Source organism: Sphingobacterium sp. UBA865 (genome assembly GCF_002295765.1).
GTDB lineage: Bacteria > Bacteroidota > Bacteroidia > Sphingobacteriales > Sphingobacteriaceae > Sphingobacterium > Sphingobacterium multivorum.
The window spans coordinates 121,372-147,185 of record NZ_DBGB01000041.1 but is presented as its reverse complement, the minus strand read 5'-3'; the positions used below and the strand labels follow the sequence as shown (position 1 = coordinate 147,185).

The window sequence follows — 25,814 nt, the reverse complement described above, 5'->3', positions numbered from 1 at the left end:
GATGTGGGTACTGCTGTAAAGCCGTGGTGTGTAAGGCGTCAGAAACTTTATTTCAGGTACGGTGTGCAGTCCCACATTTATCATTAGGTGACTAACCGACAAGACTCGTTACCAATAACGAGTTATGAACAAAAAACAAAGATCAAAAAACATCATCACTGCCCCCGAGTAGCTCGGCTGGTTTGGCCAAATTAGATTTGGCTTCTCTTGCCATGGACCGCGTATCGCCAATATTATACACCTGTGTGACCCCTCATTCAAACGCGATCTGGCTCCCAGAATGAAATAATTATTACTAATGTGAACTGAGTAACATCAGGCTCCCAATAAAAAGCTGATTTCGATCGGAGAGGGGATGCTATGTACTTTCGGTTACGAAGATTTTCTGAAAAATGAACGGGATTTTAGCGCTACAACTTGCTTTTGATTTGATAATTTTTGATGTCCATAAGGATGACTATGACCCTATTAAGGAGATTGAATCTTTTTGGAATCACTATGCGCTAGAGACTGTTTCTGCTAATATACTGCAACTATTGAGCACGTATCTTGATGGTGGCGTAGGAGAGAATAGGCTCCTGAAAGATGAGAAAATGCAGGAATTTGCAACTGCATTGTATCGCGTATTGATCGCCTACAATGTCGCCAATTATCGCCATATAGACCTGCGTAAAATGCAACTTTCAGCAGAAGCTGAAGAGCGCATCGGAAAAGAGCTAGAATTGAGCAAAAAGGTCGCGGAGTTTTTCAGTAGGTTATCAAAGTAACCACTAACAAAAAAATAATGAATATCCTGAAATTTTTAGCCTTTTTAAGGGGCTATATAACCTATATATTTCAAGTACCTGTGAAGCACTACTTAAGCACAGATATAGTACTAATTACGCAAAATTTGCGTAACAAAATTAGACAAGGAAAAACGTACTTTAAAGGTACCTCGATCCTGCTAAAAAAGCGCTGTAAGATTAGCGCTCAGAAACTTCTAGAAAAAGCAGATTCTTCGGGCAGCCTTCGGGTTTTGTTTGAGGATCGTTCGACACTGCGTCGTACCAGCGTCGACTCTTCTTCGGGAACGCTTCGACTGTTGTTCGACTGCGCTTCGGGTAGGAGTCGAAGCGTATTCGAAGTCCTGCCGAAGCCGAGCCGAAGAAGTGCCAAGCCTATCTCGAACATGTCCCGAAGAAGTCTTGAAGCCGAGCCGAAGGTCAGCCGAAGAGAGGAAAAGGTATCACCTTCTTCGGACTTTCGCCTGACCAACTTCGCCCCAACTTCTGCCTTTCATGCTATTGGTATTGAGTTTTCATCGGGATCTCATCGGGCCACACCGATCAAAACCCGATGCGGACTCGATGAAAATCCGATGAAATGTAAAAATTCGACAGGAATTGCTCAAAAGATGGTCGACTATAGCTTGGCACAAGGAACACACAGGCTTGACTATAGCGCGACCCTAGGTTCACCCTTGCTAAGCCCTTGTTATACACAAGGACAACTAAACGATTGCACAAGACCCACACAACAAAAGCAAGCTTTTCAGCAGGTGGGAAATGCTAGATTGACTTATGAAGTAGAATCTGAACGATCTGTTTTAAGGCTCTTTAAGTCGATCTGCAAGGCTTTGGTGTTGCGAGCCAATACTTTGCTTGGATCAATAGGTTTAGTTGTTCAGCAGGCTTTAAAATGCTTTTTATTTGTTGCAGATTATAAGCGTGCGCATCGCATGGTTTTGTCATGCTTGTTTTTATGTTTAGTTTCTATGTTTAGTTTATCGGCTCAGACGCCCCGCAAGGACAGCGGGGCCGATGGGCTCTCCAATCTTGTTGCGCTAAAGCCGGGCGATAAGGTTCCAGATGCGGTATGGAACCAGTCGCTTGAACTCCATTATTTTAATGGGAAAAAGAAAACAATCAAGTTCGCTGATCTGAAAGGGAAGCTGATCTTTTTAGACTTCTGGTCAACAGGTTGTCCGAGCTGCATTGAAGGTATTCCTAAAATGGAATGGATACAGCAGCGTTTTCCGGCTAACATACAGGTTATAATGGTCAATAGTAAGCGGAATAAAGATACAGCAAAACGGATAAAGACAAGATTTGAGAAATTTAAAGCTGATTTTAATTTTACGCCCTCTCTACCCACAGTATTAGATGATACCGTGTTTACCGCATTGTTTGCGCATAATACCCTGCCTGCATTGGCGGTAGTTGATACAAATGGTGTCTTTATTGCCATGACCAGCTCGCATTCGCTGACGGACAAAAATATTCAGGCTTTGGTGGATGGAAATGCCGTGTTAAAGAGCGAAGGCATTTATAAAAACCTCACTCGGAGTGCTGCTGAACCGCTACTGGATACTGTGGGGGTGCATTACATTTCTGCATTTGGGGGATATAGAGACAATTACCTACCTGTTTACCCGAATCTGAATCATAAGAAAGGGACAACCTTCCTTCAAATGGGCAATCAGAGTCTACAGTTTATGCTCTTTCAAGCCTATGGGCAGGTGCTCAAAGGGTTCCGACAAAATGATCTGGTCATAGATGCTCGTCTCGGTAGACAATTCAAAGAAAAGTTGTTGAACGGAAATAGCACCCAAAATAAGTATTGGTATCAGTTTTATACCGATGACTCGGTATCCCGCTCACAATTTGCGGATATTTTTTGTCGAGAATTTCAGAACTATTTTAAAATTGCTGTTGCGCGTAAAAGCGACAGCATTGAACTGTATAAAATACGATTCTCCGATAAGATCAAAACCATTCTTACCAGTGGAAAGGCTTCAATTGCACGCTTTCAAGGGATAGGCGAAGAGGCTTTCTATCAGAATATTCCTATCGGTCTATTTCTGCAGAATCTCTTTTATGCTTTTGATCTTCCGACTGAACTGCAAGAGAAGGAAAATTTTAATATCGATATCACCATACCTGCTGGCTTTGTCCGGTGGACAGAACAAGAAAAGTTAACTTTTCTGAACGAAAGAGGGATAATGTTTAGTGCTGTGAAAGAATACAGAACTTATCCTTTAGTTTATCCAATCTACTAGCCCGAAGTAATGAAAGTTGGATTATTAACGCTGCTATGCAGCGTAAACATCTTGCTGGGCAAGGCTCAGCAAGTGCAACGGATGGAGATTAAAGGACGCGTACTAAATAGTACGGATAGATCTCCTGTGCCGAATGCGAACATTCGCGTGATGAATAAACAGCTGGTAACGCGTACTGATGACAAGGGGCAGTTTGCTTTAATTGGTGTTGTCGATAGGGACTCGTTGACAGTCAGTTTGGTGGGATATCACGGCCGCACTGTGGCCGGAGGTTATTTTAGAGATAATGCAGTGATAATGCTTCAAAAGGAAGAAAACTATTTGCAGGAGGTACAGGTGAATACCGGCTATCAGACACTTCGGGCAAACGAAGTCACGGGGGCTATAAATGTAATTTCCCGAAAAATGTTGGATCAGCAGGTAGGGACCAATATCCTTCAGCGTCTTAACAATGTTGTACCCGCTATTCGCTTTGACAATCAGCCGATCAAAAATGCTATGCAGCAGAAGCTAAATGTTTCTGTTCGGGGACTAAGTACCATTAACGGTAATCTTGATCCTTTAATTGTGCTGGACGGGTTTATCTATGAAGGTGATATCACCAACATAGACCCTGCGATGATTGAATCGGCTACGGTTTTGAAAGATGCTGCGGCGAGTGCTATATGGGGCGCCCGGGCAGGAAATGGTGTAATTGTACTGACCACCAAGAAAGGTATGATAGGGACAAATACCCGCAATAAAATTACGTTTGGAAGTACGATGATCTTTAAAGATCGCCCAAATCTGTCGCAGCTGTATCAGGTTCCAAATGCTGATTTTATAGCTATTGAAAAGATGCTGTTCGATGGAGGACATTATGATGTTTTTCTACAATCATTTCCTTATGTAGCAATGACCCCCGTAATTGATATTTTGGACCGTACAAAAAATGGAAAGATTTCGTCATTGGACTCCGCAGAGGCAATCAATAACCTCTTGGCGCAGGACGGTTTGAAGAATTATTCAGACGCTTTTTATAGATCACCGATGTCGATGCAGTATAACTTGCATATCGCCGGTGGCAATGCAAAAAACAGTTATGGGCTAGGATTAGGCTACACGAAAACAACAACTGAATTAGATAGCCGAAATAGAAAATGGAATCTGCTATTTTCAAATAGTTATCGTCCGATTGCAAACTTGCAGGTAGATCTGAATGTGAACTATACCGATCATAGGGATCAATCGGGGAGACCTGATTATTCCAGCCTGAGCTATGGTAGCAAATCGGTTCCCTATATGCAGTTCTTTGATAATGACGGTAAGGAAATATCGTTTGACGGGGATTTTAGAAGGTCGTATCTCGACCAGAATTTTGGTGCTAATTATTTAGACTGGTCTTACTATCCGCTATCGGAATATAACTATTCGAAGACTACCAAAAACTTGACTGAGCTCTTTGCATCGGCCGGTATTTCTTATCAGATCTTGCCCTACCTCAAGTTAACCGCTTCAGGACAATATCAAAAGCAGGCTTCCAAGAGTGAGTTTTTAAGTGAAATGGAAAGTTATAGTGCTCGTCTGTTGATCAATAAATTTACACAGGTGGATCCGGTGACTGGAAAAGTAAGCTATCCGGTGCCGCGTGCGGGAATTAATAAAATTGGTGAAAGTGAGGGGCAGTCGTACACCGTGCGTAGTCAGCTCAATTTAGATCAACGATTGAGTGCGCACCACTTAATTGGCATCGTTGGTGCGGAGATGCGGCAGAATACGCAGCGTGGAGGAGCCTATACTGTGTATGGATACAACAGTATCCCCCTGACTTCGCAGGCTGTTGACTTTATAAACCTTTACCGCACGAGTCCCGACGCACTATTACAGACAATAGTGGGAAGTCCGGATTTCACAAAAACGGTCAATAGGTTTGTTTCAACATACATCAATTTTTCTGATATATGGAAGGAGAAATATGGCATTTCTTTCAGTTTTAGGCAGGATGGAGCCAATATATTTGGAGCCAATACAAATGATAAATGGTCACCACTATGGTCTGTGGGTGGTTTTTGGGATCTCGGCAAAGAGCAGTTTATGGAGCTGCCTTGGTTGGATAATCTCAAGCTCAGAGCCACATTTGGTTACAGTGGTAACGTTGATCTGACCAGGACGCCCGAACCCATTGCAAATATCGAGACAGCACGATATACGAATTACCCCATGTTGAGTATCCGAAACCTAAATGATCCTTCACTCCGATGGGAGAAGGTCGGAACTTTCAATCTAGGAGTGGATTATGCGTTACTTAAAAACCGGATCTCAGGCAGTGTTGACTATTATGTGAAAAATGGAAAAGACCTGTATGGTACCACAGATTATGATTATACAACATGGGGAGCACAGGCAACAGTGGTTAAAAATGTCGGCGCCATGCGTGGTCATGGACTCGATCTGGCTCTGAATAGTATCAATACAATAAATAGGCTCAAATGGAGTACGAGTCTGGTAGTAGGCCTGAATAAGAACAAAACGACCGCATATTATAGAAGTGTGAACCAAGGGCTCGGCAATTTTCTCGGTAATGGCAATGGTATCACGCCGATAGTAGGACGACCTTTAAATGCAATAGCGGCTTATCGATGGGCTGGACTGAATGAAAAGGGGCAGCCACAGGGATACCTGAACGGTGAAGTCAGCACAGAATATCTCAAGATCAGAAATGCGTCCCTACAAAACGCTTCGGATTCAGAAAGTATTGTCTTTATTGGTTCCTCCAAACCCCAGCTGTTTGGCAATCTCATCAATACTTTTGCGTGGAAAGCATTTTCGATGTCTTTTAACATGAGCTTTAAAGCTGATTATTATTTTCAAAAGCCGTCCACGTCTTACTACTCACTCTTCGAGCAGGGTGTGGCTTATCCCGATTTTGAAAATCGCTGGATGAAGCCTGGCGATGAAAAGCAGACCAGCATGCCTAAAATGGAGTATCCGATAAATGATAATCTCAGTGCTTTTTATACCCAATCAGAAATCCAGATACTTAAAGGAGACCATATCCGCTTGGAATATATTAATGCCGCCTGGGAACATAGGGTACCTGGCAAGAACGAAATGAAATTTAGGCTGTATGGAAATATTGCTAACCTAGGTGTAATCTGGAAAGCTAATAGGCAACATATTGATCCTGAATTTGCATATCGTCTAACCCCTCCAAAAACATTTTCATTGGGAATTCAAATAGATTATTAAGAGATGAAAACAATAATTATAAGTATAACCCTGGGCTTTGCTACACTAATTTTCGGGGCTTGTGATAAATATTTGGATGTACAATCCAATAATAAATTGGTTGTACCCAAAGAACTGGATGACTTACAGAAACTACTGGACAATGTACGTGTAATGAACAATAATTTTTGTTCACGTGGTGAAAAGGCCTGTGACGATTATTTTATTCCTGAGAGCAATTACAAAGCATTGAATGATGTGGAGAAGCTGGATTATATTTGGGAAGATTCCCAATATAATTTTTCCAACGATTGGTCGAGCATGTACAATGTTGTATATATAGCTAATCTCGTACTGGAGCGTCTTGATAAAATTGATAGAAATGAACAGAATGCTGCAAAATGGGACGGTATTAAAGGCGCTGCCCTATTTTTTCGTGCCAACAGTTATCTCAGTTTGTTATGGACCTATGCCAAGGCCTATCAAAAAAATGCCGCTGAGACGGATCTAGGTATTGTTCTTCGGGAAACATCGGATTTTAATGTGAAATCCGTACGGGCCTCCGTGGAAGATAGCTATAGAAAGGTGATCACAGATCTAGAAGCTTCGATTTCGCTTCTGCCATTGGAACCGGATTATGTGGTACAGCCAAGTAAGCCTGCTGTATATGGGGTTTTGGCAAGAGCTTATCTGTCGATGCGTCAATATGATCTGGCATTAAAATATGTTGAGCTGTATTTGCAACGGCGAAACGAGCTACTTGATTATAATAACAGCAATGAAGTGAAGTTGACGGCCTCTTTTCCCTTTAGTTTATTCAATAAAGAGACTACATTTTATATGGAACTGAAGGCAACAATACTGAGTAATGCGTATTCAAATATCGATTCTGTACTCTATCGCTCTTATGATCCCAATGACCTGCGGAAGCAAGCGTATTTTAAAGTGTTAAATAATGTAATCAATTTTAAAGGGCAGTACTCAGGAAGTACGCTTTTATTTGGCGGGGTGGCTACAGATGAAATATACCTGATCCGGGCGGAATGTCTGGCGCGAGCGGGCAAGTTGGTGGAAGCGCAAGCAGATCTTAATAAACTTTTGGCGACGCGATATAAATCAGGAACCTATAAACCTTATCTTTTGACGGAGGCGGGGGAGGTGCTGAAAGTGATATTAAGCGAAAGACGGAAAGAGCTGGTCTATCGAGGGCTGAGGTGGATGGATATCAAACGATTAAATCTGGAAGGGCAGGAGATCGTCTTAAAAAGAGTAGTCGATGGGAAAGAATACAGGCTTTTGCCCAACGAAAACCGGTATGCATTACCTCTGCCGGCAGATATTGTGAGGATAGCAGGAATTCCTCAAAATCCACGTTAATTTACGATAATAGTGGCCCTGTATAGGGCCACTATTAATTGATGCAAGTCGAATCTCTAATTTCGATTAATCGGATTAAACTGCATAGGGCTATACCCAGGTTCCAACGAAGGAATGTATCCAGAGCTGGTAGAAGTTGCTTCGATTGCTATTTTGCTCGAGTCGAAAGATGTTCCAGAACTGTTAAGGTCTGTTGGATCAACTTGAACTGCACAAGCGAGCTCATCTTGGTTATTACAACTTTTGCCATTAGGAGATGTATCCCATTTCGACAAATTCTCTACCTCATTGGGAATTGTTGGATTCCCATGAAAATACACTGTCACAGGATCTAAACTTTTTCCTGCATAAGCTTCAGCACCTTTAAATGCTGAGAATCCGATAATCATGGCTCCGCCTAATATCATGTAGCCATAATTGTTTAAAAATTTGGTTAGCATGTAGCTACCCTCCTTTCTGTATTGCAAACCGGTAATTGATTAGTAAAGCTGCCAGTTTGCAAACTTTTGGTAAATAATTGTCGGTACGGTCCTGTGTACCGATCGTATGTAGATACCAGCAGACCTTTTACATTGCTGCTGGCAGTATTGGGTTGTTGATAGTCGTAAATGCTATCTGGTGCGTACCAAATATCCTTTGACTTCGTATAGTGGATATTACAGTTACTGATGGCTCCCGTTGCCATAAAGCCTATCAGTAATAATGCGATATTTGTTCGGCCTGTTAGTGCACGCTCGCCGTAGTTGATCGTCTTACGGTGCAATCGCCATCCGGTTATCGATAGGCCAAGAATAATGAGATTAAAGATCAAATGTGCTGTCCAGGAAATATTGCTCAAAAAACTGGTACACATGCAAGGTTTCTTGTCATATACATTGAGGATGCCAAGACCGATATAGATACTAAAAGCTATAATAAGTATGGTCGAAACTTTCCATCCCCGGGAGCACAACCTCGCTGATGGTATCGCTAGCAATACGCCAACACCAATTTCCATAAGCGGAAGTAGCCAAAAGAGTATTGGAGCCAGAGAACTGATCACTGGCTGCTGCTCCAGGGCAATCTTGAATGCCCCAAGCTGCCAGAGTTTCTCCATCCCCACATATACCCAAAAAAGTATCATTGCTGCCCGGATGATCTTGTATATCATGTTGCTTTTTTTATTCCTGTCCATAACTTTAATTATTTAGATCATGGTATTTATTATTGCCTATCCCTGTTTTACTATTTTTCGTCGTTTCAAAAACAGGGCGCCGTACCTGCCCATACAATTGGATACAGCGGCCTGCCTGAGCGTCAGCTTCTACTTTCTCGTACGCTGTAAAACAAAGGTAGTATGGAAAATAGGCCGGAGCAGGTGTAGCGAAATGGTTAAGTTGGAAAGTGCACCTGCCTCTATTGGATTTAAATAACGACTGGGATGTAATGAAGATGTATTATGCGATAAAAAGATCCGCAGAGGATTCTTGGTAAAACCGTTGATTTTTGGCGTCTTAAGGCTTGTTTTGATAGATAGAACGAATATGATGAGGGGGGGTAGCGATGGCATACCCCCTGTTTTTTAAATTTTTATGTTTTATTTATTTAAGTCAGGAAACTGTCTATTCAGTTCGTCAAGCATCGTATTCAATACCTTGCGGATACGGAGCGCTGTATGAAACTCGGCGCTTTTGTCCATCCGGATCAGGCTATGCGCAGAAAGTAAGGTGCCTTCCCTCGTTTTGACGAGCCTGGAAAACACCTCGGCAACTTCTTTTTTCTCTGACGACCACATAATGTTGGCTTTTACAGATATATGCATCCAAAGTTTGAGCTCTTTGCCATTAAAATTGCTTTGAATAAATTGTTGGGGATAATCCTGCATTGTTGCTGATGGAGAGATTTTTTCATCCTCCATGTACCCGCGCATCAACTTGAGCAAGCTCCTACGGTTGCTATCATATGCAAAGTCCGGGATACAGGAGAAGTGTTTGGGGAAGCGTAACAAGGCATCCATAAAGGATGGGTCTGAATTGTAAAGTTCTTTCCAGCGATTGAAGAAGCCCATGTGGTTAAAATTGAAATTGACCATCAGAATCAAAAAGCGGTAATGCCAGTTTTTACTCTGGCGCTTGTCTTCAGCCAATTGGCAAAGTGATTCGATCATTTTGGTTAGGTAGTTCTGATGTCGGTATTGAATATAGGGAATCTTGCCATTTTCAAATAGGCTGTCCATACCCGAAAGGATCTCGGTGAGATAGGCTTTAGGTATGCTTTTCTGAGCCAACTTATCCAGAATATAGGGCATATGTTCGTATACATATTCATGCAGCTTCAGATGATAATGCTCCGGCAGCGGCGTATAGGGATCAATATCTTTTTTAAAGAGCTGTTCGATTCGCTCAAGTAATTCTTCTAGGGCAAATAGCGCTGCAGAACTCACAATTTTACGTACGTTACAGAAGCTATACAACAAAGAGTGTAGCCGCAACAATTGAGTATGGTAGATTTGGATAGCCTGACGTGCATTATTTACCTGAATAATCTCCCGATGGGCTTGTAGTGCCAATGCAAAATTAGTATTGCAGGCCTCGGCGATCTCACCCAAACGGTTTGGAATATCTTTGTTATCAAGATAAACCAAAGCTTCTATGAGCGTTGTCAGCTTCTGTAAACTTACGATCATCTGTACCTCCTTTTGATATCTTTATGGTACCACGGCCAGCCAAATCTCCCGGGATGCATCTGAAGTATGAGTGAATCTCCTTCGTTGGTCTGTTCATGTAGTTGGGGATTGACATTAATCGAAACTTTTTCTTCCTGACCTTCATAATTGAACGAAAACCATAGTTCGTATAAGTCACAGCAAGCAGGGCATTTCTGGATAACAATGGCGGGTATCCGTACAGCTTTTGCATTTGGGATATGCTGGCAATTAACCATGATCAGCAGCATACGGATATACCAGGCACATGCAATGATCATGATGGGAAATTGGATCCCATAAAGTTTGAAAATGTCTGTCTTTCTCCAGAAAAACAGATTTGCCATCGTGCAGATGATAAAGGCTGTCGGTATGCCCTTTTTTACAGCTGTCCAAAAGGGTTGTGAGCTGATCAGCAGCTGGTAGGGAAGGCGGTCAAATAGTGCTATGCTGCTGACCTGAATACAGACAAAAAAGATAACGAAAAGCTGCATGACGCGTTCTTGGCCACGCATTTCCAGAAATGGGATAAGAATGATCATTGCCCCGATGCTATAGACGCGTTCGCTATGTGTCCGGGCCCAGAAAATCCCATATAAGGTAATCAGTACAGCAATTGCAATAAATACATAATTGCGGCTAAATGGCAGTCTAAATTTCTTTATTGTCCTCATGATTTATGGTTTAATAATCAGTGAAGTTTTACGCTTTAAATTTACCCACTATAGCATGAAATTTCAGTGAATATCCCAATCATTTCAATGAAGGCCAATTTTTTACAATGAGTGCTGATTTCCTGACAGCGAAGGAGGATTTTCTGGCAACAAAGAATTAAATTTTTCATCCAGCAGGGGAATTATTTGAACCGTAAAACGATGCAAAAGCATTGATTTAAGTTAGTTGGACATCGTTTAATAAATAATTGGCTAAATTTATATAACAAAAATAAGTATGTAAATTTTAATAGCGTTATTAAAATGTCGTCTGTACATGAAAAGTTTTAGCAAAAATAGATATCAGGATAATAGAACATTGACGGTGCAGTATCCCGATGGGATCTGGCAGTTGATTGCATCTTTCATTTTTGGAGGATTCTGTTGGTATCTGGGCTATCGGGGCGCCTTGGCGGAATGGCTTTTAGACTGGCCGGTAACCTATAGCTATCTATTTTTTGTATTGATGGTAGCGATTATTTTCTTTTATATACGATTGGTTATCGTAATATTAGACAAAAAGCAGAACTGGCTGGTTAACCCCGAAAAACGCGCCGGTATGCAATTATTTTTTTGCTGCATACTTCCGACGCTTTTATTGTTCTGGATCATTGGCCCCGATCCACAGGCGAAGGATGAATGGCTGCTGTTTCCTTTAATGGTCATATTTAGCGGTATTCTGGTCCTGAACATGTCCTATACAGTTTATTTCTACGTCGCTGTTTACCACAGGCAAAAAATATTGATTTTAGAACAGAAAGAAACTATCCTGCAGCAGGAATCAAGAACTAGAGATCTCCAGGAGCAGATTGAGCTGCTTTCTCCGGGCATCGAAGAGCTGAAAGAGATCCTGGAAACAGCAGGGGAAGATAGAGATGTGGATTCAATGGATGAAATAGACTTAGCTCTGTTAAGATCCATGGATCTGGAACAGGAAGTATTCCTGCTCAATAATAAAATCTTGTCCCAAAAGATATCCTATAAGGATATCGGGATTTTTACTTATAAAAATGGTATAGTCAGCCTTTATTTAAGAACTGCGATGGACGAAAATCTGACTTGTGGCGAGCAGCGCAGCTTAAAGGAAGTTGTCAATAGCACGAAGGGATTTGTACAAAAGATAGACCGGGATAAGGCTATACCTTTGGATATGATCCAAGCTTGCCAGCAACTGAAACGGGGCCGATTGCGTATCGTGCTCAAAATACCTTTTGAGGGACGGTACTATTTTGAGGTGTCCGACAAGATTGCAAAGCATATCAGGGAATGGGTCATGCTGCAGGTGCCAATAGAAAAAGAGCAATAAAATATATTAAGTAAACTTTAATAGATAGATTATGGAAAAAGTAAGGGACAATACCTGGAAATGCCGAGCTACTGGTAAAGTTGGATTTCCTTCTTTAATTGAGGCGCAATGGGCAATGCTTCACTTTAAGTTCAGATCCCGGATGAGAAACAAACTGGATGGTAAACGTATCAAACACAGGATGGGTAAAGATGCCTGCAAAAGGGCTTATTATTGTAAGTTCTGTAAAGGTTACCATATTACCACTTGGGAAAAAGGTCACTTTAATAATTATAAGGCCAAAGCTGAATCCTGGGAGATACCGAAAGTATTAGGAAATTGGAATTTTTCGATAGAATAATCCCGTCGTCTATTTTCAATTATCCAATTTTTTACCTTTATAAAACTTGCTCCATGCATCTCCCGCATAGCCGTTATCCAAATATTCAAAGGTGGAAGCACTCGCCCCTTTCAACTCTTGGCCGCGATAGAAAACCGTCCAGGAGTCTTTTGCATACCCTCCTCCAAGTGCTTTAAAGGTGGATGCCGAAGCGCCGGTAACTTTTATTCCCTGATAGTAAACTGCCCAAGCGTCTTTGGCATAGCCATCACCCATGTATTCAAAGGTTGAAGCAGAAGCCCCTTCCACTTTCTTATTTTTATAAAACACAGACCAGCTGTCTTTGGCGTATTGACCGCCAAGAGGCTGTGTGGTAGGATCAGCAAATCTATCGTTCTTTTCGCCCCTATAATAGCTGTTCCAATTATCTTTCGCATACCCCCGACCGAGATTTTCAAAGCTCGAAGCGTTTGCCCCATTAATTTCCTTGCCTAAATAGTAGACTTTCCACGCGTCTTTGCTGTAACCACTTCCCAGTGTCTTGAAGGTAGAAATTGTTACGTTTGACAATGGCTTGCCATAAAAGTAAACTTTCCAGGCATCGCTAGCATAACCGTCTCCAAGAAATTGGAAAGTAGATGGGCTGCCATCAGTTAGTATTGACCCCCGAAAATATACCTTCCAGCTATCCTTGGCGTAACCCGAACCTAAAAATTGAAACGAACTAGCATTGGCGTTTGGAATTTCTTTGCCACGATAATAAATGCGTGATCCGATTTTGCTGTAACCATCACCCAGATGTTCCTGAAAGAAAAAAGTAGCAGGATTAGCATGCGCTAATTTAGCGCACATCGCAGGTGTGGCAGTAGCTAATATAAAAAGAACTAGGATGGTTTTAAACGTAAATTTTGACATTATATAGGGCATCGGGTTAAATTTGAAAACAAATAATCATGTTTTCTCTTTTTAATGAGACCCCGTAATCATAATAAAGTTTAGTCATCAATTAATTATTTATTTCTTGGAACTATTGCGGTTGAAAATAGAAGGGTCATTGTATCGCATGCTATTTCTTCAACTAAATTACAACTTTTTAAGCGCTCAGGCTGCAGTGGATAGAGATAACAGTTTTCATGAAATTGGCGACCGCGAGGAAAGGAGATTGTCCTGTCAGATCTTTGTCAATACGCACTGTAAAAGTCTAAAAATTTGGTCAAGTCGTATTTTTTTTGTATATTGCTGGTTATGAGTTTTAAAGAAAAATTAGAGAACTGGCGCACGTCAATCAATCGCGCCGGTAGTGGTGAGGAATTGTATATTTTGCTTTTGAACTACAAAAAGTTTATCAACAAAAATTGGATGGACGATTTTGGCGACCCGGGCAACTGGAAATCGGAATTAAATCAGGTCATCAGCAAAGTAAGAAAGAAAGTGAATGTGGCAGAAATTCAAAATTGCGGCGATCTCTCGTCCTACAAAGACGACGCTCGACAAACAGCCCATTCGCTCAATCATACATTAAGATATCACCACTCATTGACGAAAGAGTAGGCTAGGCCTACTCTTTTTGCGTTTATAGGGCTTTACTGTAAAGGAATCAGGACATTCTGTTCCAAGCGTACAGGAACATGCTTCACCGAGGTAAAACCGTCTTCCTTGGAAATGATGTTGGAAAGATCCAGTCCTCTTTTGGAGAACGTACTGATCAAAGCTGTTCTAAAGGTTGCCTTGGCTGAACCCCAGCCTTGTCCCAAAATGGTGTCATTGTTGAGCTGGATCAGTTCATCTGTTGAATAATAACTGAATTTTTCCAGTAAGTGTTGGTAAAGATTTGTTGTAGTAGCCATACAATTTAAAAATTTAAAGGATAAAACCATAAACTGTATCCAGATCTTGTTGGGGAAAATAATCGTTCAGCGACGTTTATTTTGGTCGAAACCCGTATTAATTTACCACCGCGGTGCCTGCACTCGGTTGGTATTGCATCATGCAATTCTGAATACTCTACAAATATAGTAGATTATTTTTTATAATAAAAAATATTTTTGTTTTTAAGGGTAAATGAACGTTAGCAACAGGAATAAGGCGATCAAAAGCGAGGCGCGTTGTTGGCTGTGATTTGGTTATGAAGCGGATAGCTGGAGAATTAAATTATCATGCTACTGTAATCTCATCGAAAACACTTTTAAAAACAGAGATAAGACAATACTTTTGCGCCATGAATAGAATTGCGGAAATTAACGAATACATTGCTGCCGAACGCGAGGTATTATTACAACACCCTTTGTATCGTAAGATCAAAACGATCAAGAATCTACGTTCTTTTACAGAAGGGCATGTGTACGCTGTATGGGATTTTATGTCTTTACTAAAAGCTTTACAGATTAAATTGACCTGTACGACTTTACCTTGGTTTGCGAGTGAGCATCCATCAACACGCTATCTAATCAACGAAATTGTCTTGGCTGAGGAGTCGGATGAATACATTGATGGCCGCCGTTTGAGCCACTTTGAGATGTATCTGGACGCCATGGATGCCATGGGTGCCGACCTTCATCTGGTCAACAAATTTATTGCTCAAGCCAAAAAATCGAGCAACATATTCGATGTCATTGCAACGACCACATTGGATAAGCGGATCAAAGACTTTTTGAATTTTACATTCGAAGTGATTGCTGAGGGCGAGGTGCATAAAATTGCCGCAGCATTTACATTTGGACGCGAAGATCTTATCCCGGGAATGTTTACCTCTATTTTGGAAGAAATTAAAACAAACTTTCCTACAGCCAATCTGGACAGCTTTATTTATTATTTTCAACGCCATATTGATCTTGACGGCGACGAGCATGGACCGTTGGCGATGCAGATGATCGCAGATCTCGCGAAGGACGATGAGGTTAAATGGACAGAAATGAAAGAGATCAGTAAAATAGCGCTACAAAAAAGAATCCAGTTGTGGAATGCAATAGAAGATTCCTTATACGGATAATTTATTATTATACCGTCGAGAAAGGCCTTTCAAATCACGATTTGAAAGGCCTTTTTTATGTGTTGTAAAAAAGGATATTGTAAGGGCTTCTTGGCAGATATTGGTCTTTTTGTTTGAATTGATGAAAAAATGTCTTTTTTCCATAACATATTGGCGTTTGTGAAGAAATCCAAGTTCCAATAAGTGTCTAAGTTTGCTACGCAAAAAAATAATAGAGCACACGTGAACTTTTTTCCTCCCTATTGGGCAAAAGGAATACTAACCATGGGATTGTTAGTATTCGCTATTTCGGACACCTTCGCCCTCGATTCTTTGCGCATGTCCCTGAAAGACATGATCGACAAAGCACTACAGAACAGTAAATACATCGAGCAGTCTTATTTGCAGCTCAAAGAAACTGAGGTGGCGGTACAGCAGCAACGCATGGAGTTGCTGCCCAAGATTTCCGCCCGAGCTTCTGCCAGTTATGCGAGTAATATGCCTGTTTATGATCAAGGCCTTTTAAATAAACCCTCCCAGCATGATATCATTCACTACTTGTACGATAGCGGTTTGGATTTTTATCTGAATCTCTACAATGGGCATCGGGACCTGATGAAAATTGAGTCCAAAAAATTGGAAAATGAGCTGGCTAGAATCGATTGGAAGAATGCCGCGGCGCAGACGAAATTGGAGGTTTGCAATCTTTTTTTGGATTTGGAACTGTCGTATAGTAACCGATCTTTAATCGAGCAGGATATTGCTGATCAACGGGCACAGCTCAAGGAGATTGAGCATCTGTATAAGGCGGGTGTTGTATTGCACAGTGACGTCTTGCGTATTTCGTTGGAGCTTTCGAAGCGGGAACTGTTGCTCGTGCAGATCGGTCATGATATTCAGGCTGCAAATCAGAAGCTGCAGCTAATTGGTGGTATTACTGCGGAGATTGTGCCCCTGCCCGAGCAGTTTCAGGTGGAAAACCCCAGCTATGAAGCGCTTGTTGCCGAAGCGCGAAGCCATGCTTTTTCCCTCCTAAAATCCGAACAGGAAGTGGTTTTGAAGAAGTTGTCGGTCAAACAGGCGCGATCAAATTATCTTCCTGAGTTGGGTTTGACCAGTACATTCACCTTTGCCAATCCACAGGTTTTCTTGTATCCCTATAACCCCAGCTGGTATAATCTGAGTATCACAGGGCTCAAATTAACCATACCGATCTCGGCAATTTATCTCAATAAAAACGTGGTGCGCGGAGCACAGATCGCCTTGGATCGACAAGAGGTAAAACACCATCATGAAGAGGAGATTCTGGAAAATCAGCTGTTACAGGCCCTGTTGGATTATCAATTGGCTATTAAGCAGCAGGACGTCTGTCAAAACAATAAGGCGTTGGCGCAGGAAAATGCACGGATTATAAAAAACAGGTATTTTAAATCATCGGCTTTGATTACAGATCTCTTGGATGCTGATATGCAATACCTAAAAACACTTTTTGATCTTGAAACCGCACATATTGCGCTACAGAAACATTATTATTTTATCGAATTTTTGAAGGGTACTATCTAATGAAACCTAAATCACGAAGAACAGTTGTGGAGGCACAACTCACTCGAATCACCAACTGGTTGGCTGCAATTGTCTTGTTGGCCTTGTTGTTATGGGGCGCTAACACCTTATGGATGCGCTTGCGGTATACCTATACAAATGATGCACAGGTAACACAGTACATCAATCCCATTGTTTCCCGCGTAGGAGGTTATGTGGTTTCTGTGCATTATCACGATCACCAATTGGTTAAACGAGGTGATACCCTATTGCTTATTGATAATAAGGAATATAAATATGAGGCGGATCAGGTAGCTGCATCCGTCAATAAGGAAGCAGCAGAGATCAATGTTCTTCATAGTCAAAAAGAAATCCTCCAGGCAGAGCATGAATCTTTGCGGACATCCATTGCTGCTGGCGAGGCACGTGTAACGAAACAACAATTGGAGTATGATCGATACAATTACCTGTTTCAAGAAAAGTCTGCAACAGCACAGCAGCTGGAGGATGTAAAAGCGACGTTGGATGTCTACAAGAGTGAACTGGCTTCGTTAAAACATAAATTGCAGGCTTCACAGGAAAGGGTGCACGATGTGGACATGAAAAAAGGTGTCGTTGATGCCGAGCGCGTTCGTTTGACTGCAGCTGTTGGCCGCAAGCGGCTTGATGTTGGGTATACCGTTATTCGCGCACCCTACGATGGGCAGATTGGCAAACGCACAATTGAAAAAGGTCAAATGATAAGTGCAGGCGAAGTTTTGGGCTTTATCGTCAATAGAGAAACCCCAACCTGGGTAACGGCTAATTTTAAGGAAACACAACTACGTTATTTGCATCTTGGTAATAGGGTTGAGGTGGTGGCGGATGCGTATCCGGATCAAAAATTCTATGGAAAAATTATTTCCATCTCCCCAGCTACAGGTTCTGCATTCTCCCTTTTACCGCCAGATAATGCAACGGGCAACTTTGTGAAGATTGTACAACGCGTACCTGTTCGCATTGAGCTGGATAAGCAAAGGGGATCCCAACAGCTTCTTTCGGGAATGAATGTAAATGTCTCGGTATCAAAAAAGCAGAACTAGTGAAGGGAATTTTTAAAGAATGGGTACCGGAGTGGTTGATCAAGCTTATCTTGTTTAGCAGTTTGATGCCCAGTATGGTCTTATTTTTCCTGCCGGGGGCCAATACAAATGTCACTGCTGGATTTTATGGGGCGCAACCCAGTGACATCCAGTTTCTGATTATTTTGTTTTATGCTGGTTTTGTCGGATTCTACGTGTTGGAACGACGCTTTTTTTTATACTTTCCCATTAAGCAGTACTATATTATCTTTCATCTGCTACAGCTATTGAATTGCTTTTTGATGTACAGTATCAGGGATATCAGCTGGGTATACGGGCTGCGTTTTTTTCAAGGGATGTTGTTTGCTTCTGCCGTAAACTTATCGATCTCCATGATATTTTCCAGGTTGAAAAGTGATCGGGCCAAGGAAGTAAGTTATGCTGTTTTTTTCGGCCTATTATTATGTAGCTCGCCTTTTAATACGTTTGTTACTGCTGAATTTATCGATTCATTCAATTTTGATCAGCTCTATCTATACGCTGCATTATCATTTGTACCGGGTTTATTGCTCATTATGCTGTCGATGCGCTCCATACGGCATATACGTCCTTACCCCCTGTTTTCATTAGACTGGGCAAGCTGTATTTTCTATAGTCTTGTGATCGTCAGTTTTGGCTATCTAATGGTCTATGGACAAGAAGTTTATTGGTTTAACGATCAGCAGCTACTTATTGTATTTGCGCTGGGGATGACGCTGCTTACTCTTTTTATTGTTCGGCAAATGGTTCTCAAACGTGTTTATGTGCATTTGGCGATTTTTAAAAACAGAAATTTTCTCTTGGGACTGTTGATTTTGTATATGATGTATATCGAGCGCTTCTCCCTGACCATCTCAAATCAATATCTCGAACAGGTAATTCAACTTGATCCCATTCATTTGTCCTATATCCAATGGTTTAATATTGCTGGTATTGTCGCCGGTGTACTGGGCTCATTGTATTGGATGCTTGGGCAACGTCCCGTAAAATGGATTTGGATTCTGGGCTTCTGTTGCTTGCTGCTGTTTCACCAATGGATGTTTTTCTCCTTTGAGGGGCAGGGTAATGATGCGCATTTTTGGATACCATTAGTTTTACATGGACTCGGAGTTGGGCTTATTATGGTACCGACCATCTTATTTTGCATTACGAGTGTTAGCCCTCAATTGGGCGCTTCAGCAGCAGCGATCTGTCTCGCTATCCGGTACTTGGGTTACACGAGTAGTATCGGTTTACAGAATTTTTTCAAGTTGTTTGAACATGCCCAGCACCAGCAGGTGTTTAGGGATCGAACGGAAGTGGGCAATCCCTTATTTCGGGAGTACCTGCAGCAGGAATCTGTCAGCATTTTGCAGCATGGACTGCAGTATAAGGAACATACGGCGGCTTTAAAGCTAGTTGCTGAGCGGATCAAGATCCAATCTTTTGTGCGGTATGCCATGGATTATTATGAGATCATGTCCATGATCAGTATCAGCATACTTTTGCTGATACTGATTTCGCCTTCCTTGAAAAGCATGTATAAGAAACTAGGAAAAAACAGAATTTCTCCTGCTTAGCTGACAGTGCTACATTTTTCCTTTACCACAATATGCTGGTTAAGGAGACTTAAAAAAAAATAGCATGCTATCAGGATAGGGAACGATGGGGGATATCAATGCTAAAAACACTTCCTACGCCTTTTGCCGAGCGGACGCTGATCTCGCCTTGATGGAGAAGCACGATTTTTCGGGTAAGCGATAAACCAATACCATTTCCCTCGCTATAATCTTTGTTGCTTCCACGATAGAATGGCGTGAATATATTGGGCAGATCGACCGGGTCAATGCCTATTCCGTCATCTTTAAATTCCAGCTGAATTCTATTTTCATCCGCTTTGATAGCGATTAGGCATTTTTGATTGGGTGAAAATTTACAGGCATTTTCAATGAGATTGACAAAGGCGACCTGCAATAGATACTCATTTGCATTGATGGATAGAAGTTTTTCATCTTCAATCGCCGGATCGACAAAAATGTCGAGTTTATAATTTGGACTTGACTGGAGAACCTGCTGGCATGCATCAATTAGTATTTCGTCTATACGTAAGGTTTTAAACGCGATTTCAGAACTGTCGTAACTTGCTTTGGCAAAATCAAGTAGGCTATTAAATAACTTCTTCAGTTTCTGTGCATCATTTAGCGTATTGTCGATGACAGTTTTATACTCCACTATGCTGCGGTCCTTATTGGCAGAAATCTCGAGTTCTGCAATCATGGCGGTCAAGGGTGTTCTTAGCTCATGCGAGATATTGGAGACAAAATGCTTTTGGGCATCAAAGGAGTTCTCGAGACGGTCGAGCATCGCATTGAATGTGCTGGCCAATTCGGAAAGCTCGTCTTTATTTCCGCTACTCGTAAGCCTAGCATCCAAACTTGTTGCAGAAATCGTCTTTACACGTTGTGTCATTTCCAGGATAGGTTGAAAGACCTTTTTGGAAAAGAATATTCCTGCTGCATAGATCAGAAATATAGACAAAATGAAAACCAAAAGAATAGTAGATAATAGACTATTGAGTTTATTGTAGCCGTATTGATCATAGGCTGCGGCTGTGATGATGTAAGTTTTGTCTTTATATGGAAAGGTTATGCCGATGACCTGCCATTTTTTCTGATAAAATCGTATCTCTTTATTTTTGAGAATATCCTGCAGCATGGCTGGTGTCTCTTTGACAAAATCGATATCTACTGCATCATGATACAAGAGGTCAAAACGGGTGTCGTAAATTGCAACCTCGACTTCGTTGAGGATTTTTCGGTTGTTGTGGTAGATATCTTCTAAGGTCTTTTTGTCAACATTTGCATTCAAAAAAAGGTTTGCTTTGGTGTAAGCTTCTTTTTTCAATAGGGCGTAAAATTCTCTTTCCCGATTCTCTACCGCTGAAAAATATACTGTACAGGCAAATACCAGCAATATGGTGGCTGTAATCAGCGTGAACAATATGGAGATTCGTGTCCTGATTCGCATTAGTCTTGTTTTAGAATAAAGCCCATTCCGGATTTAGTATGAATATATCTGGTCGCAAAATCTTTGTCGATTTTTTTACGTAGATAGTTGATGTAAACATCAATGAAGTTGGTTCCGGTGTCGAAATGCGTTTCCCACACTTTTTCAGCAATTTCCATTCTGGAAAGGACACGCTCGGGATTTTGCAATAAATAATGGAGTAACTTGAACTCTTTGGGGGTCAAATGGATTTCGGCAGTATTCCTTTTGACGCTTTTGGTATGGAGGTTCATTTCCAGGTCTCCATAACGCAAAATTGTTCCTGTGAAAGTATCTTGTTTTTGATATCTTTTGAGCAGGACTCTGATGCGGGCTAGGAGTTCGCGCATTTCAAAAGGTTTGACCAGATAGTCATCCGCTCCGGCGTCAAAACCCTCAATTTTATCGTCTGTAGTTCCTAATGCTGTTAACATGATAATGGGAACATCGGGTTTGATATGACGAATTTCTTTGCAGAGATCCAATCCATCCATCTTAGGGAGTACGATATCGGTTATGATAAGATCAAAGTCGTGTTGTAAGGCCATTTTCTTTCCAGATATGCCGTCGTAGGCAATAGCTGTTTGAAATTCATTTTCATCAAGTCCGCGTTTGATCAATCCTGCGACACGTACGTCATCTTCGACTAGGAGAATCTTCATATAAAGAAAAACGTTAAAAACTTCGATGAATCGAAATTTATCTATGATACCAAATCATGGGCTATCCATGCATCGTCCCAACAAATGTATCAAACTAAGCTAAATTTACACGGATATGCAAATAAAACTTTCTACACGGTCCTGCGATGACATCACTTACCTAATGTCTGTTATTGATCGTAGAATAGGACTACTTTTGGAATTTTAAAAATGAATGGAAAAAATATGTTGATTATTTTCAAATTGATAATCAACAGTCCAGCCTTGATACCGGGCGATTTCGGTAATAATTGCCAATCCTAAACCACTGCCTTGGCTGTTTTTCGAAAGTTTGGAAAACCGTTTGAATAACAGTATTTTATCTAAGGGCATTGAACCGGGATTATATACCGTTAAAGAAGTTTGATTGAGATGTACAGCAAGTGTATCGTTGGCATTGCTGTAACGTATGGCGTTCAGGAGTAGGTTGTTGATCAGGATTTCGGTCAGACTGCTGTTTCCTGTCAGCAGCACCGACGGTTGGATCTCTTGTTGCAGCTGTAGCTGTCTTAGCTCCAGATGTTCTTGCATGACTTCAATACTTTGTGTAACAAGCGAGTCCATACTGATTTTTTCGGAATGATCGAATTGACTATTGTCAATCTTGGCGAGCAGCAGCAGGTTGCGGTTGATTCGCGTGCTACGTGAAAGCGCTTTATGCATATCTTCAAAGAGCTGGTACTGCTCATCACTTAGATCAGGGTACTGCAATAAGATATCTAACTTATTTTTTAGGATTGCCAAGGGTGTTTGCAATTCATGAGAAGCATTTTCAGTGAATTCCTTTTGTGATCGGTATACGGCCAGGTTTTTTTCAAGAAGTTTGGATAAGGATTGATTAAGCTCATGGAACTCTATGGTGTCCGTTTGCTGAAAGTCAACCTGTTGTTGACTATTGAGATTAAATGCCTTCAATTTATCAACGGTATCTCGAAATGGTTTCCAGAGCCTAAGTGATATTTTTCTGGAGATAATAAGTAGACCAATGACCAAGATAACAAAGAAAAACAGCGTTGTTGCGGCGATGGCGGCGATGGTTTCTACAGATTCTTCAATATTTGTTTGTACGGTAAAACGATAAGGCGCACCATTGATCTGAATAACAGATGATAGGCATCTAAATCGGTCAATTGTCTTTGGCTCGACAAAACGCTGCGGTTTTTCGATGGTATACACGCTATCTTGCAATAAATCGCCCGGTTTTACTTGATGTATATTGGTTTCAGGTTGTATGGTATTCCATAAAGCGATGCTGGCTTGGAGGCTGTCTTCGGAGAGTTTTAAACTGTTCAGCTCGTAGGTCGTTTTTTTGACGATAATTTCGTTATGTTCGTCTAATTCACTTTTCCATATCCCGTCGATTACAAAATAATAAACAGGAATACTGACACCTAGTACGATCAATACATAGAGTAGAAATGGGGTTGTTATTTTGCTCAGTAGGGGTTTCATCTCACTATTTTAATTTTCCCATTTGTAGCCCGTACCGTATACCGTTTTGATATAAGATTGACTTCCGGCGTCCTGTAGTTTCTTTTTTAAATTTTTGACATGAGCATAGACAAAGTCATGGTTATCGAGCATATCAGCAATGTCGCCGGACAAGTGTTCTGCTAAGGTGCTTTTTGAAATCACTTTATTTTTGTTGCCGATAAAAAACATCAGCAGATCGAACTCTTTTTTGGTCAATACAACAGGAAGATCATTGACAATAACTGTTTTTGCAAGTAGATCAATCTGTATTTCATTTTGCACAACAATATTTGAGCTGTTGAATTGTTTGCGACGGATCAGGGAATAGATTCGTGCTGTGAGTTCAGATAAGTGGAAAGGTTTGGTCAGATAATCGTCGGCCCCCAGTTGTAGTCCATGGATTTTGTCGTCCAATGCATTTTTTGCAGAAATGATGATCACACCGTCCTGCTTTCGCTGCGTCTTCAACTCTTCGAGTAGTTTTAGACCATTTCCATCTGGTAGGCCGATGTCCAGTAAGATACAGTCGTACTGGTATAACTGAATTTTGTCCAGAGCATCCTGCAAAGTTGGCGCAAATTCGCATAAATAGTGTTGTTCGCTAAGGTACGTAGCGATGCTTTTGGCCAGCTCCAATTCGTCTTCTATGATCAAAATCTTCATGTGGTAAAGATAGAATTTCAATTTAGTAGAAATTTAGAATTTATTTCGCAATGATCTATCAATTTTGTTCATTTTTATTTCTTGTCCTACGACAAGTGTAATCGCTATTGAAACGTGTAATTTTAGTATAAATCAGTTATTTAGTATTTAAAGAAAATCAAAACGAAATGGATAAACCGAAATCATTAAAATTAGAAATTATCATTCCTGCTTATCGCATGCACAGTCAAATTTTTTTGAATGCGTTGGACGGCATTTCGGAAGAGGATGCATTAAAACGAATTGATAGCCAGACCAACCATATCGTATGGATGGCGGGTAATTTTGTGAATGTGCGCTATGCAATGGCACATGTGCTTGGCCTTCAGGAAAACGATCCATACCATGATCTGTTTTTTATGGGAAAGACACTCGATGAAAGTTATCACTATCCCAGTGTGCAGGAATTAAAAGAAAATTTTAAAGCGATATCACCAAAGGTCTATGCTGCCTTGCTTCAAGTGGATGATGCGAAGCTGGCTGAAATCTTTACGATCAATATGAATATTCCTTTTATTGAGGAGAATAAATTGAATTTTATTGGCATGTGTGTCGGGAGGGAAGATTATCTTGCCGGACAGATTGCCTTGATGCGAAGATTACTGCACTATCCGGGTATGAAATATGACGTTGACGAAAAAATCCAGTACTAAAAGAAAAAATCCAGTACTAAAAATAGAGACTCAAGATCGGCCGTTGCTTAAAACGTCCGATCTTGAGTTTTTTAAGTATGGACCTAACCGCATGATCTGTCTGCGCTGAAAAGTCAATACGTTGGTTATACCTAGAAATAAGGTTTACTCGCTACCTTTTATCGTCAATATAACACCTGAATATTTCTCGTGGTCTTTACCGATATAGAGCAGATCGACTTTTTTTGTCGCAGCATCCTCGAGCTGTTTTTTCAATAGATTTAAATCCATTTTTTCCGTTTTTTCCTGCCATTCATCGGTCGATTGGGGCCTGAACGAAGCAATGTTCTTCATGTCAAAAAGTGCCGAATTTGTGTCGAGCTGCTTTGAACGATGTATAAAAATAGTGTCGCCCAGTATTTTATCTATTTTTATCCAACCTGCAGGAAGTCCATTTATACTGTTACCGTCCTGATCGGTAAAAAAAGTAGCGCCATAAAGTTGACCTGCCTTTAGTTGCTTCAAATTATCAACCATCTGACCAACTTCTTTTTCCCGTTGTTGATTGCCCAATTTATTCTTTACCCCATAAATGACTGCCCAGATAAGGATTGCCGCAGTGACAATTAGAAATCCTTTCCATAACTGAAAATAGGGGATGCTATACTGACTTTTGAACGCTTTGATCTCTGCTTTTAATTCATCTGAATAATTCCGCGCGTGAATCAATTTTCCTTGTTCGTCGTAAAGTCTGGAAAGTTTAACAAATCCACCGCCAAAAGGTAGGCCTATAAACCGACGGGCTGGCGTAATAATCTGTAAGGTGAAATTTCGTGGCGCGTTTTCTTTTTTTAAGGTTGCTGTTACCGTTTTTTCTGCTAATACAAAGTCGTAGATACTGAAAATAAAAAACATAGTCTGTCGTGATTTTTAATGAAGAACTGGGGGAAGGATTCCGGATCAGTTCGACTTCATGAGAAATGAAGCATAAAAGCAAAATTAAAAGAAATAAATAAAAATCAATAAA

Annotated in this window: 23 protein-coding genes and 1 riboswitch; of the genes, 12 read left to right on the top strand and 11 right to left on the bottom strand. The window is 41.0% G+C overall.

What is annotated here, in order from left to right; translation table 11 throughout:
* The first annotated feature begins 392 nt into the window (after nucleotides 1-392).
* From B2O97_RS22725 to B2O97_RS22710, 4 genes are all read left to right on the top strand, one after another.
* Nucleotides 393-767, top strand: a complete 375-nt coding sequence (locus B2O97_RS22725; RefSeq protein ID WP_286768235.1) for a hypothetical protein — start codon at nucleotides 393-395, stop codon at nucleotides 765-767.
* Between the two features lie 125 nt (nucleotides 768-892).
* Nucleotides 893-3,040, top strand: coding sequence for a TlpA family protein disulfide reductase (locus B2O97_RS22720; RefSeq protein WP_286768234.1), 2,148 nt, complete (start codon nucleotides 893-895; stop codon nucleotides 3,038-3,040).
* A 9-nt stretch (nucleotides 3,041-3,049) separates the two neighbouring features.
* Complete coding sequence (locus B2O97_RS22715) at nucleotides 3,050-6,268, top strand: SusC/RagA family TonB-linked outer membrane protein (RefSeq protein ID WP_286768233.1); 3,219 nt, start codon at nucleotides 3,050-3,052, stop codon at nucleotides 6,266-6,268.
* A 3-nt stretch (nucleotides 6,269-6,271) separates the two neighbouring features.
* Nucleotides 6,272-7,624, top strand: a complete 1,353-nt coding sequence (locus tag B2O97_RS22710; RefSeq protein WP_286768232.1) for a RagB/SusD family nutrient uptake outer membrane protein — start codon at nucleotides 6,272-6,274, stop codon at nucleotides 7,622-7,624.
* Nucleotides 7,625-7,680: 56 nt separating this feature from the next.
* On the opposite strand, the gene B2O97_RS22705 is transcribed toward B2O97_RS22710, so the two are convergent.
* The 4 genes from B2O97_RS22705 to B2O97_RS22690 form a co-directional block, all read right to left on the bottom strand.
* A complete protein-coding gene (locus tag B2O97_RS22705) occupies nucleotides 7,681-8,031 on the bottom strand; it encodes a hypothetical protein (protein ID WP_286768231.1) in 351 nt (116 codons plus the stop codon).
* 26 nt (nucleotides 8,032-8,057) lie between these two features.
* On the bottom strand, nucleotides 8,058-8,774 hold the full coding sequence (locus B2O97_RS22700) for a MauE/DoxX family redox-associated membrane protein (RefSeq protein WP_286768230.1): 717 nt from the start codon (nucleotides 8,772-8,774) through the stop codon (nucleotides 8,058-8,060).
* 426 nt (nucleotides 8,775-9,200) lie between these two features.
* Nucleotides 9,201-10,289 carry a hypothetical protein gene (locus B2O97_RS22695; protein ID WP_201638785.1) on the bottom strand — a complete coding sequence of 363 codons (1,089 nt, stop codon included), beginning with the start codon at nucleotides 10,287-10,289 and terminating at the stop codon, nucleotides 9,201-9,203.
* Nucleotides 10,286-10,981, bottom strand: a complete 696-nt coding sequence (locus B2O97_RS22690; protein WP_201638787.1) for a hypothetical protein — start codon at nucleotides 10,979-10,981, stop codon at nucleotides 10,286-10,288. The genes B2O97_RS22695 and B2O97_RS22690 overlap by 4 nt, the downstream gene beginning before the upstream one ends.
* A gap of 316 nt (nucleotides 10,982-11,297) precedes the next feature.
* On the opposite strand from B2O97_RS22690, the gene B2O97_RS22685 reads away from it, so the two are divergent.
* Together B2O97_RS22685 and B2O97_RS22680 are read left to right on the top strand one after the other, a co-directional pair.
* A complete protein-coding gene (locus B2O97_RS22685) occupies nucleotides 11,298-12,326 on the top strand; it encodes a hypothetical protein (RefSeq protein ID WP_201638789.1) in 1,029 nt (342 codons plus the stop codon).
* 31 nt (nucleotides 12,327-12,357) lie between these two features.
* The gene (locus tag B2O97_RS22680) at nucleotides 12,358-12,666 is read left to right on the top strand and encodes a hypothetical protein (protein ID WP_201638791.1); all 309 of its coding nucleotides are present in this window, start codon (nucleotides 12,358-12,360) and stop codon (nucleotides 12,664-12,666) included.
* Nucleotides 12,667-12,681: 15 nt separating this feature from the next.
* Here B2O97_RS22680 and B2O97_RS22675 read toward each other — a convergent pair whose 3' ends face one another.
* Nucleotides 12,682-13,560, bottom strand: coding sequence for a DKNYY domain-containing protein (locus tag B2O97_RS22675; protein ID WP_201638793.1), 879 nt, complete (start codon nucleotides 13,558-13,560; stop codon nucleotides 12,682-12,684).
* Between the two features lie 330 nt (nucleotides 13,561-13,890).
* Here B2O97_RS22675 and B2O97_RS22670 point away from each other — a divergent pair, with 330 nt between their 5' ends.
* Nucleotides 13,891-14,196: a hypothetical protein gene (locus B2O97_RS22670; RefSeq protein ID WP_201638795.1), complete on the top strand. Its 306-nt coding sequence runs from the start codon at nucleotides 13,891-13,893 to the stop codon at nucleotides 14,194-14,196.
* A gap of 32 nt (nucleotides 14,197-14,228) precedes the next feature.
* Here B2O97_RS22670 and B2O97_RS22665 read toward each other — a convergent pair whose 3' ends face one another.
* Nucleotides 14,229-14,492, bottom strand: coding sequence for a 5-oxoprolinase (locus tag B2O97_RS22665; protein WP_070567048.1), 264 nt, complete (start codon nucleotides 14,490-14,492; stop codon nucleotides 14,229-14,231).
* 67 nt (nucleotides 14,493-14,559) lie between these two features.
* A riboswitch (SAM-I-IV-variant riboswitch) is annotated at nucleotides 14,560-14,653 on the bottom strand.
* Between the two features lie 210 nt (nucleotides 14,654-14,863).
* On the opposite strand from B2O97_RS22665, the gene B2O97_RS22660 reads away from it, so the two are divergent.
* From B2O97_RS22660 to B2O97_RS22645, 4 genes are all read left to right on the top strand, one after another.
* Entirely contained in the window at nucleotides 14,864-15,634 is a 771-nt protein-coding gene (locus tag B2O97_RS22660; RefSeq protein WP_201638799.1) for a DUF3050 domain-containing protein, read from the top strand.
* 222 nt (nucleotides 15,635-15,856) lie between these two features.
* On the top strand, nucleotides 15,857-17,176 hold the full coding sequence (locus B2O97_RS22655) for a TolC family protein (RefSeq protein WP_286710395.1): 1,320 nt from the start codon (nucleotides 15,857-15,859) through the stop codon (nucleotides 17,174-17,176).
* Entirely contained in the window at nucleotides 17,176-18,237 is a 1,062-nt protein-coding gene (locus tag B2O97_RS22650) for an HlyD family secretion protein (protein ID WP_286768229.1), read from the top strand. Before B2O97_RS22655 ends, B2O97_RS22650 begins: the two co-directional genes overlap by 1 nt.
* The gene (locus B2O97_RS22645; RefSeq protein ID WP_286768228.1) at nucleotides 18,237-19,814 is read left to right on the top strand and encodes a hypothetical protein; all 1,578 of its coding nucleotides are present in this window, start codon (nucleotides 18,237-18,239) and stop codon (nucleotides 19,812-19,814) included. The genes B2O97_RS22650 and B2O97_RS22645 overlap by 1 nt, the downstream gene beginning before the upstream one ends.
* A 70-nt stretch (nucleotides 19,815-19,884) precedes the next feature.
* On the opposite strand, the gene B2O97_RS22640 is transcribed toward B2O97_RS22645, so the two are convergent.
* From B2O97_RS22640 to B2O97_RS22625, 4 genes are all read right to left on the bottom strand, one after another.
* Complete coding sequence (locus B2O97_RS22640) at nucleotides 19,885-21,261, bottom strand: HAMP domain-containing sensor histidine kinase (protein WP_286768227.1); 1,377 nt, start codon at nucleotides 21,259-21,261, stop codon at nucleotides 19,885-19,887.
* Nucleotides 21,261-21,941, bottom strand: a complete 681-nt coding sequence (locus B2O97_RS22635) for a response regulator transcription factor (protein ID WP_286768226.1) — start codon at nucleotides 21,939-21,941, stop codon at nucleotides 21,261-21,263. Before B2O97_RS22635 ends, B2O97_RS22640 begins: the two co-directional genes overlap by 1 nt.
* A 204-nt stretch (nucleotides 21,942-22,145) precedes the next feature.
* Nucleotides 22,146-23,432, bottom strand: coding sequence for a sensor histidine kinase (locus tag B2O97_RS22630; RefSeq protein ID WP_286768225.1), 1,287 nt, complete (start codon nucleotides 23,430-23,432; stop codon nucleotides 22,146-22,148).
* Between the two features lie 9 nt (nucleotides 23,433-23,441).
* The gene (locus tag B2O97_RS22625) at nucleotides 23,442-24,116 is read right to left on the bottom strand and encodes a response regulator transcription factor (RefSeq protein ID WP_201638815.1); all 675 of its coding nucleotides are present in this window, start codon (nucleotides 24,114-24,116) and stop codon (nucleotides 23,442-23,444) included.
* A 167-nt stretch (nucleotides 24,117-24,283) separates the two neighbouring features.
* Here B2O97_RS22625 and B2O97_RS22620 point away from each other — a divergent pair, with 167 nt between their 5' ends.
* A complete protein-coding gene (locus B2O97_RS22620) occupies nucleotides 24,284-24,808 on the top strand; it encodes a DinB family protein (RefSeq protein ID WP_286768224.1) in 525 nt (174 codons plus the stop codon).
* Nucleotides 24,809-24,952: 144 nt separating this feature from the next.
* Here the strand turns inward: B2O97_RS22620 and B2O97_RS22615 are convergent, their stop codons facing one another.
* Entirely contained in the window at nucleotides 24,953-25,702 is a 750-nt protein-coding gene (locus B2O97_RS22615; RefSeq protein ID WP_201638819.1) for a hypothetical protein, read from the bottom strand.
* Nucleotides 25,703-25,814: the final 112 nt, after the last annotated feature.

Coding starts and splice junctions, on each gene's coding strand:
- B2O97_RS22725 (WP_286768235.1), top strand. CDS start 393: ATGAACGGGATTTTAGCGCTACAACTTGCTTTTGATTTGATAATTTTT.
- B2O97_RS22715 (WP_286768233.1), top strand. CDS start 3,050: ATGAAAGTTGGATTATTAACGCTGCTATGCAGCGTAAACATCTTGCTG.
- B2O97_RS22710 (WP_286768232.1), top strand. CDS start 6,272: ATGAAAACAATAATTATAAGTATAACCCTGGGCTTTGCTACACTAATT.
- B2O97_RS22705 (WP_286768231.1), bottom strand. CDS start 8,031: ATGATATTAGGCGGAGCCATGATTATCGGATTCTCAGCATTTAAAGGT.
- B2O97_RS22700 (WP_286768230.1), bottom strand. CDS start 8,774: ATGATATACAAGATCATCCGGGCAGCAATGATACTTTTTTGGGTATAT.
- B2O97_RS22695 (WP_201638785.1), bottom strand. CDS start 10,289: ATGATCGTAAGTTTACAGAAGCTGACAACGCTCATAGAAGCTTTGGTT.
- B2O97_RS22690 (WP_201638787.1), bottom strand. CDS start 10,981: ATGAGGACAATAAAGAAATTTAGACTGCCATTTAGCCGCAATTATGTA.
- B2O97_RS22685 (WP_201638789.1), top strand. CDS start 11,298: ATGAAAAGTTTTAGCAAAAATAGATATCAGGATAATAGAACATTGACG.
- B2O97_RS22680 (WP_201638791.1), top strand. CDS start 12,358: ATGGAAAAAGTAAGGGACAATACCTGGAAATGCCGAGCTACTGGTAAA.
- B2O97_RS22675 (WP_201638793.1), bottom strand. CDS start 13,560: ATGTCAAAATTTACGTTTAAAACCATCCTAGTTCTTTTTATATTAGCT.
- B2O97_RS22670 (WP_201638795.1), top strand. CDS start 13,891: ATGAGTTTTAAAGAAAAATTAGAGAACTGGCGCACGTCAATCAATCGC.
- B2O97_RS22665 (WP_070567048.1), bottom strand. CDS start 14,492: ATGGCTACTACAACAAATCTTTACCAACACTTACTGGAAAAATTCAGT.
- B2O97_RS22660 (WP_201638799.1), top strand. CDS start 14,864: ATGAATAGAATTGCGGAAATTAACGAATACATTGCTGCCGAACGCGAG.
- B2O97_RS22650 (WP_286768229.1), top strand. CDS start 17,176: ATGAAACCTAAATCACGAAGAACAGTTGTGGAGGCACAACTCACTCGA.
- B2O97_RS22640 (WP_286768227.1), bottom strand. CDS start 21,261: ATGCGAATCAGGACACGAATCTCCATATTGTTCACGCTGATTACAGCC.
- B2O97_RS22635 (WP_286768226.1), bottom strand. CDS start 21,941: ATGAAGATTCTCCTAGTCGAAGATGACGTACGTGTCGCAGGATTGATC.
- B2O97_RS22630 (WP_286768225.1), bottom strand. CDS start 23,432: ATGAAACCCCTACTGAGCAAAATAACAACCCCATTTCTACTCTATGTA.
- B2O97_RS22625 (WP_201638815.1), bottom strand. CDS start 24,116: ATGAAGATTTTGATCATAGAAGACGAATTGGAGCTGGCCAAAAGCATC.
- B2O97_RS22620 (WP_286768224.1), top strand. CDS start 24,284: ATGGATAAACCGAAATCATTAAAATTAGAAATTATCATTCCTGCTTAT.
- B2O97_RS22615 (WP_201638819.1), bottom strand. CDS start 25,702: ATGTTTTTTATTTTCAGTATCTACGACTTTGTATTAGCAGAAAAAACG.